Annotated in this window: 15 protein-coding genes; 14 read left to right on the plus strand and 1 reads right to left on the minus strand. The window is 58.3% G+C overall.

The genetic code is table 11. From position 1 onward, the window contains the following. Positions 1-23 precede the first annotated feature (23 nt). From BST95_RS11380 to BST95_RS11435, 14 genes are all read left to right on the plus strand, one after another. Entirely contained in the window at positions 24-1,493 is a 1,470-nt protein-coding gene (locus BST95_RS11380) for a glyceraldehyde-3-phosphate dehydrogenase (protein ID WP_084199562.1), read from the plus strand. 962 nt (positions 1,494-2,455) lie between these two features. Next, on the plus strand, positions 2,456-3,799 hold the full coding sequence (locus tag BST95_RS11385) for a Na(+)-translocating NADH-quinone reductase subunit A (protein WP_066049674.1): 1,344 nt from the start codon (positions 2,456-2,458) through the stop codon (positions 3,797-3,799). Between the two features lie 3 nt (positions 3,800-3,802). Further along, the gene (locus BST95_RS11390; RefSeq protein ID WP_066049676.1) at positions 3,803-4,996 is read left to right on the plus strand and encodes an NADH:ubiquinone reductase (Na(+)-transporting) subunit B; all 1,194 of its coding nucleotides are present in this window, start codon (positions 3,803-3,805) and stop codon (positions 4,994-4,996) included. Next, positions 4,989-5,759, plus strand: coding sequence for a Na(+)-translocating NADH-quinone reductase subunit C (locus BST95_RS11395; RefSeq protein WP_066049679.1), 771 nt, complete (start codon positions 4,989-4,991; stop codon positions 5,757-5,759). Before BST95_RS11390 ends, BST95_RS11395 begins: the two co-directional genes overlap by 8 nt. 2 nt (positions 5,760-5,761) lie before the next feature. Then, positions 5,762-6,424 (plus strand): NADH:ubiquinone reductase (Na(+)-transporting) subunit D, encoded by a 663-nt coding sequence (locus tag BST95_RS11400; RefSeq protein WP_066049682.1) that lies wholly within the window; start codon positions 5,762-5,764, stop codon positions 6,422-6,424. Continuing rightward, a complete protein-coding gene (gene nqrE / locus BST95_RS11405) occupies positions 6,425-7,033 on the plus strand; it encodes an NADH:ubiquinone reductase (Na(+)-transporting) subunit E (RefSeq protein ID WP_066049686.1) in 609 nt (202 codons plus the stop codon). A gap of 15 nt (positions 7,034-7,048) precedes the next feature. Then, positions 7,049-8,269 (plus strand): NADH:ubiquinone reductase (Na(+)-transporting) subunit F, encoded by a 1,221-nt coding sequence (gene nqrF / locus BST95_RS11410; protein ID WP_066049691.1) that lies wholly within the window; start codon positions 7,049-7,051, stop codon positions 8,267-8,269. A 34-nt stretch (positions 8,270-8,303) separates the two neighbouring features. Beyond that, the gene (locus BST95_RS19720) at positions 8,304-8,723 is read left to right on the plus strand and encodes an FAD:protein FMN transferase (protein WP_169843923.1); all 420 of its coding nucleotides are present in this window, start codon (positions 8,304-8,306) and stop codon (positions 8,721-8,723) included. Further along, on the plus strand, positions 8,660-9,319 hold the full coding sequence (locus BST95_RS19725; protein WP_157114482.1) for an FAD:protein FMN transferase: 660 nt from the start codon (positions 8,660-8,662) through the stop codon (positions 9,317-9,319). Before BST95_RS19720 ends, BST95_RS19725 begins: the two co-directional genes overlap by 64 nt. Before the next feature lie 19 nt (positions 9,320-9,338). Continuing rightward, complete coding sequence (gene nqrM, locus BST95_RS11420; protein ID WP_066049696.1) at positions 9,339-9,575, plus strand: (Na+)-NQR maturation NqrM; 237 nt, start codon at positions 9,339-9,341, stop codon at positions 9,573-9,575. 14 nt (positions 9,576-9,589) lie between these two features. Then, entirely contained in the window at positions 9,590-9,910 is a 321-nt protein-coding gene (locus BST95_RS20555; RefSeq protein ID WP_240500181.1) for a hypothetical protein, read from the plus strand. Further along, on the plus strand, positions 9,907-10,848 hold the full coding sequence (locus tag BST95_RS11425; RefSeq protein WP_240500182.1) for an FtsX-like permease family protein: 942 nt from the start codon (positions 9,907-9,909) through the stop codon (positions 10,846-10,848). The genes BST95_RS20555 and BST95_RS11425 overlap by 4 nt, the downstream gene beginning before the upstream one ends. Beyond that, entirely contained in the window at positions 10,841-11,521 is a 681-nt protein-coding gene (locus BST95_RS11430; protein WP_084199563.1) for an ABC transporter ATP-binding protein, read from the plus strand. The genes BST95_RS11425 and BST95_RS11430 overlap by 8 nt, the downstream gene beginning before the upstream one ends. Then, complete coding sequence (locus BST95_RS11435) at positions 11,518-12,762, plus strand: lipoprotein-releasing ABC transporter permease subunit (RefSeq protein WP_084199565.1); 1,245 nt, start codon at positions 11,518-11,520, stop codon at positions 12,760-12,762. The genes BST95_RS11430 and BST95_RS11435 overlap by 4 nt, the downstream gene beginning before the upstream one ends. Here the strand turns inward: BST95_RS11435 and BST95_RS11440 are convergent. Further along, positions 12,755-13,282, minus strand: coding sequence for a DUF2062 domain-containing protein (locus BST95_RS11440; RefSeq protein ID WP_066049709.1), 528 nt, complete (start codon positions 13,280-13,282; stop codon positions 12,755-12,757). The two genes, BST95_RS11435 and BST95_RS11440, sit on opposite strands and share 8 nt — an antisense overlap. Positions 13,283-13,388: the final 106 nt, after the last annotated feature.

Raw genomic sequence — 13,388 nt, forward strand, 5'->3', positions numbered from 1 at the left:
ACAACACCGCAGGACAACACACCGTGACAGACCGCAAACGAGAGCGCCCGGACGATTACTTCTCTGATTGGAAGGAGCGCGAGGCCCTGGCCGAGGGCATGATCCCCCTGGTGGGGACCCTTTCCCGTGAAAAGAACGTGAAGTGTTACATCTATGGTAAATCCATGGTCAACGCTTCCGTGCTGCAGTTGATGAAAGACCACCGCTATGTGCGCCAGGTGGAAGAGAACGAACTGTCAGAGTTCGAAACTTTCCCTGTGATCACTGAGTTGTCCAAACTCAACCTGGGCCCGGCCCACATTGACGTTGGCCGTATCGCCGTCAACTACTACGACAAGGGTATGGGCGAAGGCCTGTCCATTGAAGAGTACGTACGCCAGGAAGTGGCCGACGATATCGATTCCGATGACAAGCCCCTCGAAGGTCCCCAGGACGTTGTCCTGTACGGTTTTGGCCGCATCGGTCGTCTGATGGCCCGCATTCTTATCGACAAAACTGACGGCGGCGCCGGCCTGCGCCTGCGTGCCATCGTCGTGCGCAAGGGCAAAGCCCCCAACGATCTGGTCAAGCGCGCCAGCCTGCTGCGCCGCGACTCCATCCACGGTGCCTTTAATGGCACTATTCGCGTGGACGAGGAGCGTCAGTCCTTTGTTGCCAATGGCAACGAGGTCAAGGTGATTTACGCCAATGACCCCGCTGAGATCGACTACACCGGCTATGGCATCAACAATGCGATTGTTGTCGACAACACCGGTGTATGGCGCGACGAAGACGGCCTGGGCCAGCACCTTAAGAGCAACGGGGTGAGCAAGGTGATTCTGACGGCCCCCGGTAAGGGCGACCTGAAGAACATCGTGCACGGCATTAACCACGACATTATCGACGACAGCGACCAGATCATCTCTGCTGCTTCCTGTACCACTAACGCCATTGCGCCCCCGCTGAAGGCCATGGACGACAAGTACGGCATCAAAGCCGGCCACGTCGAGACCGTACACGCGTTTACCAACGACCAGAACCTGATCGACAACTACCACAAGGGTGATCGTCGCGGCCGCGCGGCCCCGCTGAACATGGTTCTGACCGAGACCGGTGCTGCCAAAGCCGTTGGCAAGGTACTGCCCAAGCTGAACGGCATGCTCACCGGTAACGCGATCCGCGTTCCAACCCCGAACGTATCCATGGCGATCCTCAATCTGACCCTGAACACGGAAACTACCGCCGAGGAAGTCAACGAGTACATGCGCCACATGGCCCTGCACTCACCGCTGCGCAAGCAGATCGACTACTCCAGCTCGCCGGAAGTGGTATCCACCGACTTTGTCGGCTCACGTCATGCCTGTATCTTCGATGCCAAGGCCACCATCGTGAACGGCAACCAGGCGGTTCTGTACCTCTGGTACGACAACGAGTTCGGCTATTCCTGCCAGGTGCACCGCATCCTCGAGCAGATGGCTGGTATCGACTACGCGGTTTATCCGAAAGAAGGCTGATTCCTTCGCCGCGTAACGAGCGCCCGGGTGGTTTTCCACTCGGGCGTTTTTGGTTTTGGGCGGACTGTTCGGTTTGTGAGAGCCCGAAGACTCTTGCAAGTTACTCCAATTACCTCCAGGAAAGCTTTCTTCGTCCTATTGGTTTACTGGTCAGGCATTTGTTTGGATGGGTCATAGCGAAACCGGCCTGAAAAGGCTGCATGCCCTTCTGAAACCGCTTCAGGGCCATCCATGGCGCGCTTCGGCGTCCGGCATACATGCCTACCGACGATTTCAGAAGGGCATGCAGCCTTTTCAGACCTCCTAGAGTTCTATTCCCGTTTGCTATCTTTCGTCCCGCAGCCCTGCAGCCCTGCAGCCCTGCAGCCCTGCAGCCCCGCAGCCCCGCAGCCCCGCAGCCCGCAAGCCATAGCCCTATAGCCGTTTAAATCCATAGAACCACTCCAAGCCGCCATGCAGGCCTATGTCCTTCTCGTCATATTCCGGCGCGTTCATGGTTTGCGGAAGAGGCGAAGGGCTTTCCGCGGTGAGTGTTTGAGGGGTGCTTGAGGATTGCGCAGCAATCCCACCCCGAGTTGCGCCACGGCCGCAGTCTCTGGAGCAAACCATGCGCCGGGACGAGAAGGGCATAGGCCAGCATGGCGGCGGCTAGCCAGAAATGCCAAGGTTGGTATGGGGGCCTCAAGCCGATACAAGGCGACTTATGACCGCCCAAAAGTCGTACTAGACATTGGTCGAACACCAAGAGAAAAAACGCAGCAGAATCAAAGAACTGGCTCAGAGTGAGTGGCCTTTTCAGGGCTCTTCCCCTATAATGCGCGCGGCTCAGAGACAGGTGGCGGAAAACGTTCATGCAAGATGGCGCTTTCTGGCAGTATCGCGATGCTGCAAACCCTTGTTATTACTAGGTTTTTCAAATGCTGTCTCAGCCTATCCACACACTAGATTCGTAGGCAGATCGTATGATCAAGATCAAGCGGGGCATGGATATCCCTATCCAGGGAGCTCCCCAGCAAGTTATTGAAGATGCACCTGCAGCCCGCGCCGTCGCGCTGGTAGGCTTCGACTACGTCGGTATGAAGCCCACCATGGAGGTGAAAGAGGGTGACCGGGTGAAACTCGGCCAGGTTCTGTTCACTGACAAAAAGACCGAAGGCGTGCGCTACACCGCACCGGCTTCCGGTGTCGTCTCAGCTGTCAACCGCGGCGCCAAGCGCGTACTGCAGTCGGTAGTGATTGACGTTGACGGTGACGATGCAGAAGATTTCGGTGCTTCCAGCGCGGCTGATGCCGCCAACCTTGACGCCGCCGCCGTGCGCGCCAAGCTGATTGAGAGCGGCCAGTGGACAGCACTGCGCACTCGCCCGTTCAGCAAGGTTCCCGAAGTAGACAGCGAAGCCGCTGCCATTTTTGTCACAGCCATGGATACCCAGCCACTCGCTGCTGATCCCGCGGTGATCATTGATACCCAGGTCGAAGCATTTACGCTCGGTCAGGATCTGTTGGCCAAGCTGACCAACGGCAAGGTATACGTCTGCGCTGCCGCTGACGTGTCCATTCCGCTGGGCAAGTCTGGCAAGGTTCAGTATGCCCAGTTCGACGGCCCGCACCCGGCTGGCCTGGCAGGCACCCACATCCATTTCCTGGAAGGCGCCAGCAACGGCAAAACCGTGTGGCAGGTTGGCTACCAGGACGTGATCGCCATTGGCCGCCTGTTCCTCGACGGAAAGCTATACACCGACCGCGTGATTTCGTTGGCCGGCCCCCAGGTAGAGAACCCCCGTCTGGTGAAGACGCGTCTGGGTGTAGACCTGCAGGCGCTGTGTGCCGGTGAAGTGAAAGAGGGCGAGAACCGCATCATCTCCGGCTCCGTACTCGGCGGTCGCGGTGTTGCTACCGGCACTTCTTACCTTGGTCGTTACCACAACCAGGTCAGCGTGCTGCTCGAAGGTCGCCAGCGCGACTTCATGGGTTGGCTGAGCCCCGGTGCCAGCCGCCACTCCAGTCTGGGCATTTACCTGTCCAGCTTCTTTGGTGTGAAGCCACTGCCCATGACTACTAACACCAACGGCTCCGAGCGTGCCATGGTGCCGGTGGGGCAGTACGAAAACATCATGCCGCTGGATATTCTTCCCACCCAGCTGCTGCGCTCGCTGATTGTCGGCGACACCGAAACAGCCCAGGCCCTCGGTTGCCTGGAACTGGAAGAGGAAGATCTGGCCCTGTGCACCTATGTCTGCGCAGGCAAGTACGAGTACGGTCCTATCCTGCGGGATAACCTGACCCGCATTGAGAAGGAGGGCTAAGTCGTGGGATTGCGCAAGACTCTTGACGACATGGAACATCACTTCACCGAGGGCGGTAAGTACCAAAACTGGTATGCTCTCTACGAAGCGGTAGATACTATTTTCTATTCCCCGGGCAGTGTGACCAAGTCCACCGCCCACGTGCGCGACGGCATTGACCTCAAGCGCATAATGATTACCGTTTGGTTCGCCACATTCCCGGCCATGTTCTACGGCATGTACAACCTGGGTTTCCAGGCGACGGGTGTTATGGAAGCCGGCATGGCAGTAGAAGGTTGGCGCGGCTGGCTCATCGAACTGCTCGGTGGTTATGACGCGACCAGCCTGTGGCACTGCTTCTGGTATGGCGCCGTGTTCTTCCTGCCAATATATGCCGTCACATTTGTGGTCGGTGGCTTCTGGGAAGTACTGTTTGCCATGAAGCGCGGCCATGAGGTTAATGAAGGCTTCTTCGTGACCTCGGTTCTGTTCGCCTTGATCTGTCCCCCCGATGTGCCCCTGTGGCAGGTGGCCCTGGGCATTAGCTTCGGTGTCGTTATCGGCAAGGAAGTGTTCGGCGGTACGGGTAAGAACTTCCTCAACCCCGCTTTGACCGGCCGTGCGTTCCTGTATTTTGCGTACCCCGCTCAGATGTCAGGCGACGCGGTCTGGGTAGCTGTGGATGGTTACACTGCGGCGACGCCGCTGTCGATCGTCGCTGCTGACGGCATGTCCGTACTGCAGTCACAGTTCACCTGGATGGATGCCTTTATCGGCCGCATTCCCGGCTCGATTGGTGAAGTATCAACGCTGGCCATTGCGATTGGCGGTGCCGCGTTGCTGATTGCTCGCATCGCTTCCTGGCGTATTGTGGCTGGCGTCATGGTGGGTATGGTCGCACTGTCGACCCTGTTCAACATTGTCGGTTCCGATTCCAACCCCGCATTCGCCATGCCCTGGTACTGGCACCTTGTGACTGGTGGCTTTGCTTTCGGTATGTTTTTTATGGCCACTGACCCTGTGTCAGGGGCCATGACCAACACTGGCAAGTGGGCCTTCGGCATTCTGATCGGTGCGATGACCGTACTGATCCGCGTTGTAAACCCGGCCTTCCCCGAGGGCATCATGCTGGCGATTCTGTTCGCCAACCTGTTTGCGCCCCTGATGGATCACTTCGTGGTCCAGGCCAATATCAAGAGGAGACTTGCTCGTGTCTAGTAACGACAGCATCAAGAAAACGCTGATTGTCGCGTTCTCCCTCTGTATCGTCTGTTCGGTTGTTGTGTCCACAGCTGCGGTAATGCTCAAGCCCGCGCAGGTGGCAAACGCCGAGCTCGACAGGAAGAAGAATATTCTCGCCGCTGCGGGCATCCTCGAAGAGGGTCGCAGCATTGACGAGCAGTTCGAATCCATCACTACTCGTGCGGTCGATCTGCGCACCGGCCAGTTCACCGATGAGGTGGATGCGGCCAGCTTCAACCAGCGCAAGTCGATTAAAGACCCGGCGCTGTCCGACAAGTTGAGCAGCAGTGACGACCCCGCCAAGATCCTGCGCCGTGAGCACTTTGCGCTGGTCTACATGGTCGAGGACGAGAACGGTCTGGACAAAATCATCCTGCCCATCCGCGGTTACGGCCTGTGGGGCACTCTGTACGGTTTTGTGGCGCTCGAGGGCGACATGAATACGGTTGCAGGCCTTGGCTTTTACGAGCACAAGGAAACACCCGGACTCGGCGGTGAAGTCGACAATCCCCGCTGGAAAGGCCTGTGGCCGGGCAAGCAGATGTTTGCCGATGGCGAAGTCGCCCTGACGATCGTCAAAGGCGCAGTTGATCCCGGCGCGGAAGGTGCCGATTTCATGGTGGACGGCCTGGCCGGTGCCACCCTGACAACCCGCGGCCTGGACAACCTGGTCAAGTACTGGCTGGGCCCCGAAGGCTTTATGCCCTTTCTTAGTAACCTGAAATCCGGGGAGGCCTGATCGTGGATTCTGTTAAAGACACACTCTCAACCCCAATTTTCAAGAACAACCCCATCGCGCTGCAGGTGCTGGGTGTTTGTAGCGCCCTGGCGGTAACGTCGTCGCTGCAGGTAACCCTGGTCATGTGTATCGCACTGACTTCGGTGTGTGCGTTCTCGAACCTGGGTGTTTCTCTCATCCGCAACCACATTCCCGGCAGCATTCGTATCATCGTGCAGATGATCATTATTGCCTCGCTGGTAATTTCGGTAGACCTGACACTGAAAGCCGTCGCCTATGACATCAGCAAGCAGTTGTCGGTGTTTGTCGGCCTGATCATTACCAACTGTATCGTCATGGGTCGCGCCGAGGCCTTCGCCATGAAGAACCCGCCGCTGCCTAGCTTTATCGACGGCATCGGCAATGGTCTGGGTTACTCCGTGGTGCTGATCGCAGTCGCGGTGGTACGTGAGCTGTTCGGTGCGGGTAAACTGTTCGGCATCGAGATTCTGCCGCTGGTCACCGAGGGTGGCTGGTACAACCCCAACGGCCTGCTGCTGTTGCCTCCAAGTGCCTTCTTCCTGATCGGCATGTTCATCTGGATTCTGCGCTCTGCACAGAAGGACCAGGTTGAGGAGCCCGACTTCAAGATGGCGAAACACACTGTTGCGCGGGAGGGCGTGTAAATGGAACATTACCTGAGCCTGTTTATCCGCTCGATCTTTATCGAGAACATGGCCCTGGCATCCTTCCTGGGCATGTGTACCTTCCTGGCGGTATCCAAAAAGATCCAGGCGGCCTTTGGCCTGGGCGTAGCGGTGGTGGTTGTACTGACCATTACCGTGCCGGTGAACAACCTGATCTATAACTCCCTGCTGGCGGAAGGCGCTCTGGCATGGGCCGGTTACCCCGAGCTCGACCTGAGCTTCCTGGGCCTGCTCAGCTACATTGGCGTAATCGCGGCGATGGTACAGATCCTGGAGATGTTCCTGGATAAGTATGTACCTGCGCTGTACAACGCGCTCGGTGTATTCCTGCCGCTGATTACCGTGAACTGTGCCATCCTCGGTGCATCGCTCTTCATGGTTGAGCGGGACTACAACTTCAGCGAATCGCTGGTATTCGGCGCAGGCGCCGGCGTGGGCTGGGCCCTGGCCATTGTTGCCCTGGCCGGTATCCGCGAGAAACTGAAGTACTCCGATGTGCCCGACGGTCTGCAGGGCCTGGGTATTACTTTCATTATCGTTGGTCTGATGTCCCTGGGCTTCATGTCCTTCGGCGGCATCGATCTGTAAGGAGTAGCGGCGACAATGGATACAATTATTTTCGGCGTAGTTATGTTCACCGCCATCGTGCTGGCCCTGGTGGCCGTCATTCTTGTGGCGCGCAATTCGCTGGTGAGCACCGGCGACGTCAATATCGAGATTAACGGCGAGAAGACCATTACGGTTCCCGCCGGCGGCAAGCTGCTGCAGACCTTGTCTGAATCTGGCCTGTTCCTGCCCTCTGCCTGTGGCGGCGGCGGTACCTGTGCCCAGTGTAAGTGCATTATCAACGACGGTGGCGGCTCTATGCTGCCCACCGAAGAATCGCACTTCACCAAGCGCGATGAAGCGGAAGGCTGGCGTCTGAGCTGTCAGGTGGCCGTGAAGCAGGACATGAAGATCGAAGTCGAAGAAGAAGTCTTCGGCGTGAAGCAGTGGGAATGTACCGTTGAGTCCAACCCCAATGTGGCGACCTTCATTAAAGAGCTTACCCTGAAGCTCCCCGAGGGCGAGAACGTGGACTTCCGCGCCGGCGGTTACGTGCAGCTGGAATGTCCCGCGCACCACGTGAAGTACTCCGATTTCGATATCGAAGAGGAATACCGTGGTGACTGGGAGCACTTCAACTTCTTCAAGCACGAATCCATCGTGAAGGAAGACGTGATCCGCGCCTACTCCATGGCCAACTATCCGGAAGAGAAGGGCGTTGTTAAATTCAACATCCGTATCGCCACGCCGCCTCCCGGCAGCGAAGGCATTCCTCCCGGCCAGATGTCATCCTGGGTATTTAACCTGAAGCCGGGTGACAAGGTGAACGTATACGGTCCCTTCGGTGAATTCTTCGCCAAGGATACCGATGCCGAGATGGTCTTCATTGGTGGCGGAGCGGGTATGGCGCCAATGCGCTCCCATATCTTCGACCAACTCAAGCGTTTGAACAGCAAGCGTAAGATCTCCTTCTGGTACGGTGCGCGCTCCCTGCGTGAAATGTTCTACGTGGAAGATTACGACACCCTCGCTGCCGAGAACGAGAACTTCGACTGGCACGTGGCGCTTTCTGATCCGCAGCCCGAGGACAACTGGGACGGCCTGACAGGCTTCATTCACAACGTATTGTATGAAGAATACCTGAAGGACCACCCCGCACCTGAAGACTGTGAGTACTATATGTGCGGGCCGCCGATGATGAATGCGGCGGTCATCCAGATGCTGACGGATCTGGGTGTCGAGCCCGAGAATATCCTGCTTGATGACTTCGGCGGATAATCCTAAAAGCCACTCCAAGGAGTGGCTTTTTGCTGTGTTGGGTGCGGCTTTCGCCGCACTGCTGCTGGTGGGCTGCGCCGATCAGGCGCAGTCGTTTAAGCTGACCGGCGCAACGATGGGCACTACCTGGCACGTGACAGCGACCCCCGGCGACGACGCCAACGTCGACACGGCGCAACTGCAGCGCGATATCGAAGTGGTGCTTGAGTCGGTTAACGACAGCATGTCTACCTATCGGGCAGAGTCGGAAATCAGCCGTTTCAATCAGGCGCCCGTGGATGCCTGGTTCGATGTGTCTGAAGATTTCTACCTGGTGCTGTCGGCCGCTATGGCGATTCACTGGCAGAGTAATGGCGCTTACGATGTTACCGTCGGCCCGCTGGTTAACCTGTGGGGGTTTGGCCCGGTGAACGTATCGATGCTGCGCCTGATGCTGCCGCCATCGACTTGGTGATGACGCGGGTAGGGCAGGACAAACTGCGCGTCGATGGTGAGCTGCGCAGTGTGCGCAAGCAGGCCGATGTCTATCTGGATTTCTCCTCCATCGCCAAGGGATTTGCCGTGGATGAGGTCGCGCGCTTGCTGCAGGCGACCGGCATCGAAGACTATCTGGTGGAAATTGGCGGTGAGATGCGGGTCGGCGGTCTGTCGCCTCGCGGAGACGCCTGGCGCATTGCGATCGAGCAGCCGGAGGTGGGCGCCAGGTCGATTGCCCAGGCGATTGCATTGCGCGATGTGGCGATTGCCACGTCCGGAGATTACCGGAATTACTTTGAGGCGGATGGCGTGCGTTACTCGCACAGCATTGATCCGCGCACCGGTCAGCCGGTTGCCCATGAACTGGTCTCAGTCACTGTGATTCACCCCAGTTGCATGATGGCGGATGCCTGGGCCACCGCGCTCACCGTGCTGGGTGCCGAAGAAGCGATGGCAGTGGCGGAGGCGGCCGGTTTGGCGGTATATTTTATTCAGCGCGAGGGCGAGGGTTTTGCAGACAGCCATACAGAGGCATTTGCTCCCTACCTCGGCTCAATAGGCGCAACCGAGTAGTTGGCGCCGGGAGAGACAGATGGCAATTTTTATCATTACAACCCTGTTTATAGGTATCGTGATTGCTGCGATGGCGGTAGGTGTGATCGCTGGACGTGGGCCGATTAAAGGCTCCTGCGGTGGCATGGGTGCGCTGGGTATCGATACCTCCTGTGATATTTGTGGCGGCGACCCACGGCGCTGCGATGAAGAGACCCGTGAGGGTGAAGTCGGCAAGGCCAACCCGGGCCTGTACTATCCTGCCGACCGCGAGTAACGGAATAAGCCGCTTTGACTAAGCCTGGCGGCTCGATCGCTAACTACGCCCCATTTATCGGCCTGCGCTACAGCTTTAGCCGCAAACGCAGCCGTTTCACAGCCGTCATTTCTCTGGTGTCCATGCTCGGTATGGTGCTCGGTGTCGCCAGCCTGATCACCGTATTGTCGGTGATGAATGGGTTTGCCGGCGAACTGCGCGGGCGTATCTTGTCGCTGGTGCCTCACGGTTATGTGTCTGCGCCGGACGGTGTTTCCGACTGGCAGGCCCTGGGTGATCAACTGCTGCAGGCCCGGGCATTGATGCCTATTCCCCCTATATTTCCGAAAAGGTGATCCTCGCCAGCGGCCGCTCGCTGCGTGGCGCTGTGCTCACCGCCATTGATCCCGCGTATGAACAGCGCGTGTCACGGGCTTCACAGGCGATGGTGCAGGGCGAGCTTGCGGCGCTGGCAGACGATAGTTTCAGCGTGGTGTTGGGCGGATCGCTGGCGCGTATGCTCGGCGTCAGAGTTGGGGACAGTGTGGAAGTCACCGTGCCGCGCTTAACCATGACGCCCCTGGGTGTATTTCCCCGCAGCAAGCGGCTTACTGTCGTGGGTTTGTTTGAAGTGGGCGCCCAGCCTGACACGTTTCAGGCTTACGTGGGCCTGGCTGCCGGACAAAAGCTGCTGGGCCCGCGGCGTTCTGTCGAGGGCCTGCAGCTGAAAACCGCCGATCTGATTTCGGCGCCGCAGACTATCGCCCAGCTGGCAGATCAGCTGCCTGAGGGTTACCAGTTGCAGGACTGGAGCCAGACCCAGGGCTCATTGTTTCGCGCGGTAAAAATGGAGAAAGTTATGGTCAGCCTGCTGTTGCTCAGTGTGGTAGCCGTGGCGGCCTTCAACATCGTCTCCACCCTGGTGATGTCGGTGGCTGAGAAACGTCGCGACATTGCGGTGCTCCGTACCATGGGCGCCCGGGCCAGCGGCGTCATGGCTATTTTTGTCGCCCATGGGCTGGGACTTGCGCTGGTGGGTATTACCGCAGGCGCAATCATCGGCGTATTGTTGGCTACCAATATTTCCGCGATTACCCTCTTTATTGAAAACCTGTTCGGAGTGAAATTGTTCGATCCCTCTGTGTATTTCATCAGTGAGTTGCCCTCGGTATTAATGCCGGGTGACGTGCTTATGGTGACGCTTGCTTCGCTCGCACTGAGCCTGCTGGCGACGATTTATCCCGCATGGCGGGCCGCCAACGTGGCGCCTGCAGAGGTACTGCGCTATGAGTGAGCCGGTATTGTGCTGCGAATCGCTGGTGCGTGATTACGCCGATGGAGACAAGGTGGTGCGGGTGCTCGATGGTGTTGAACTCACACTGATGCCCGGTGAAAAAATCGCCGTGGTCGGTGCCTCCGGCTCCGGCAAGTCTACGCTATTGAACCTGCTCGGTGGCCTGGATCATCCCACGGCAGGGCGGGTGGTGCTCGATGGGCAGGACATGGCTGCCCTAAGCGAGGCGCAGTTGTGCGCAGTGCGCAATCAGCAGCTGGGCTTTGTGTATCAGTTCCACCATTTGTTGCCGGAATTTGATGCCCAGGAAAATGTCGCAATGCCGCTTCTCATCGCGGGGGTGTCGCGCCGCGACAGTGCTGCAGCTGCCGAGGAAATACTGACCCGCGTCGGTCTCCAGCACCGTCTTCGCCACCGCCCCGGGCAGCTGTCCGGCGGCGAGCGACAACGGGTGGCCATTGCCCGGGCACTGGTGACATCGCCGGATTGTGTGTTGATGGATGAGCCCACGGGTAATCTCGACCCGGAATCCGGCGCCCAGGTACTGGCGCTGATCGACGAACTCGGCGAGTCCAGTGCCGCGTTTATTGTGGTTACCCATGACCCTGAGATCGCTGCCCATATGCACCGCACCCTGGAGCTGCGCGGCGGCGTACTCGAGGCGCGCCAGTGAATTGGGCCGACCGGGGCAGGGTGGCACGTCGCTACACGTTTGCCTTCGGCCAGGGGCACTTGTCCACGTTTCTCTCGTCGCTGTCGATGCTTGGCCTGGTGCTTGCGATTGCATTGCTGATTATTGTGCTGAGCGTTATGAACGGTTTCGATCGGGAAATGCGCGAGCGTATTTTGTCTCTGGTGCCTCACATTACTGTGTATTCGCACGAACCCATGGATGACTGGCCGGACCTTTCGCTGTCGCTTGAGCAGCATCCGCAGGTGCGGGAGGTGGCGCCGTTCAGTCAGTTCGATGCGCTATTTATGCGCGGGAACGAGATTGAGACTGCCCAGGGCATTGGTTTGCCAATGGACTCACCCGCGACCCGACGCCTGCTCGAGTCCTTGGATGACGAACAGTATTCCGCCTTTGCTGCGCGCGATGACGGTATTGTCCTTGGCGTGGGAATTGCTCGCCGCCTCGGTGTGGCCGCCGGCGATATGGTGACGCTTATTGTGCCCGGCGGCGGGTTGACCGGTGATACGGGGCGCACCCGTTTCGAATCGCTGTATCTCGCCGGTGTTATCGCTACCGGTACCGAGCTGGACGAGGCCATGGCCCTGTTGCATCTCGACAAGGCATCGACGCTTGCCGGGTTGGGTGATGCAGTGAGTGGCCTGCGGGTGGTGACCTCGGATGTGTTCTCCAGTTCGCGATTGGCCTGGGAATTGGTCAACCAGTTGCCAGTGGGCCACTACGCAACCCATTGGAAGATGACGCACGGCAACCTTTACGCAGCGATCCAGTTGTCCCGGGACCTCGTGAGTATCCTGTTGTTCTCAATCATTGCCGTGGCGGCATTTAACGTCGTCTCCTCGCTGGTGCTGGTGGTGTTCGATAAGCGCGACAATATTGCCATCCTGCGTACCCTCGGTGCTTCGGGTGGCGATATTGCCTGGATCTTTGTATTGCAGGGGGCCATGATCGGCCTGGTCGGTGTGGCGCTGGGCAGTTCGCTGGGTGTGCTCGGCAGTCAGCTGGTGCCCGGCTTTGTCAGCGCGCTGGAAGCGGCCCTGGGAACGCAGTTCCTCGATACTGACGTGTACCCGGTATCTTTTGTGCCGGTGGATTTGCTCTGGCGGGATGTGGCCGCTGTTGCCGGGATTGCATTGGTGATGTGCCTGGTCGCTGCCATTTACCCGGCGATACGCGCCGCGCGCCTGGCGCCGGCGGCGGTGTTGAGCCAGGAGCTTAGCTGAGTTTTGCCTGGCGACGTTTTTTGCGTTCGCGCCACATGCGTGCCACGCGCATTCGCCACAGAATACTGATCACAAAGTACCCCACCGATCCGAAAAACAGACCGCAGATAAAACACCCGGTGAGAAACGGTAACCAGATTGCGCGGGTGCTGGTTGAGAGCCAGTAAAAGCTCAATTCAAACTCAATGGGCTGCATGGGGACGTCGATAATCATTGCGCCCACCTTGTAGGCCAGATAAAAAATCGCCGGCATGGTCACCGGATTGGTAATCCACACCAGGCCCACAGACAGTGGTAGGTTGCAGCGCAATAGCACGGCCAGGCATGCCGCTATCAGCATTTGCCCGGGGACGGGCATAAAGGCCACAAACAGGCCGACAAAGAACGCCATTGCCGAAGAATAACGATTGATATGCCACAGGTTGGTGGCGTACACCCAGTCACCCAGAACCCGCAGCGACTTGATGGAGCGTATCCGTTCAGGGCTGGGTGTAATAGATTTAAGCGTATCCTTTGGCATATCTCTGGTGGTCGGAATCGGTGTTCAGGTGCCAATTCTGCCGTGCTCTACTGCACGCATGAAAGTCGGACCCCCGTTTTTGCGCCCCGGTATTATGCCTGCTCCT

Source organism: Halioglobus japonicus (genome assembly GCF_001983995.1).
Classification (GTDB): Bacteria; Pseudomonadota; Gammaproteobacteria; order Pseudomonadales; family Halieaceae; genus Halioglobus; species Halioglobus japonicus.

What these genes read in the sequence shown, in the direction of transcription:
- BST95_RS11385 (WP_066049674.1), top strand. Translation starts at nt 2,456, where the DNA reads ATGATCAAGATCAAGCGGGGCATGGATATCCCTATCCAGGGAGCTCCC.
- nqrE (WP_066049686.1), top strand. Translation starts at nt 6,425, where the DNA reads ATGGAACATTACCTGAGCCTGTTTATCCGCTCGATCTTTATCGAGAAC.
- nqrF (WP_066049691.1), top strand. Translation starts at nt 7,049, where the DNA reads ATGGATACAATTATTTTCGGCGTAGTTATGTTCACCGCCATCGTGCTG.
- nqrM (WP_066049696.1), top strand. Translation starts at nt 9,339, where the DNA reads ATGGCAATTTTTATCATTACAACCCTGTTTATAGGTATCGTGATTGCT.
- BST95_RS11430 (WP_084199563.1), top strand. Translation starts at nt 10,841, where the DNA reads ATGAGTGAGCCGGTATTGTGCTGCGAATCGCTGGTGCGTGATTACGCC.
- BST95_RS11440 (WP_066049709.1), bottom strand. Translation starts at nt 13,282, where the DNA reads ATGCCAAAGGATACGCTTAAATCTATTACACCCAGCCCTGAACGGATA.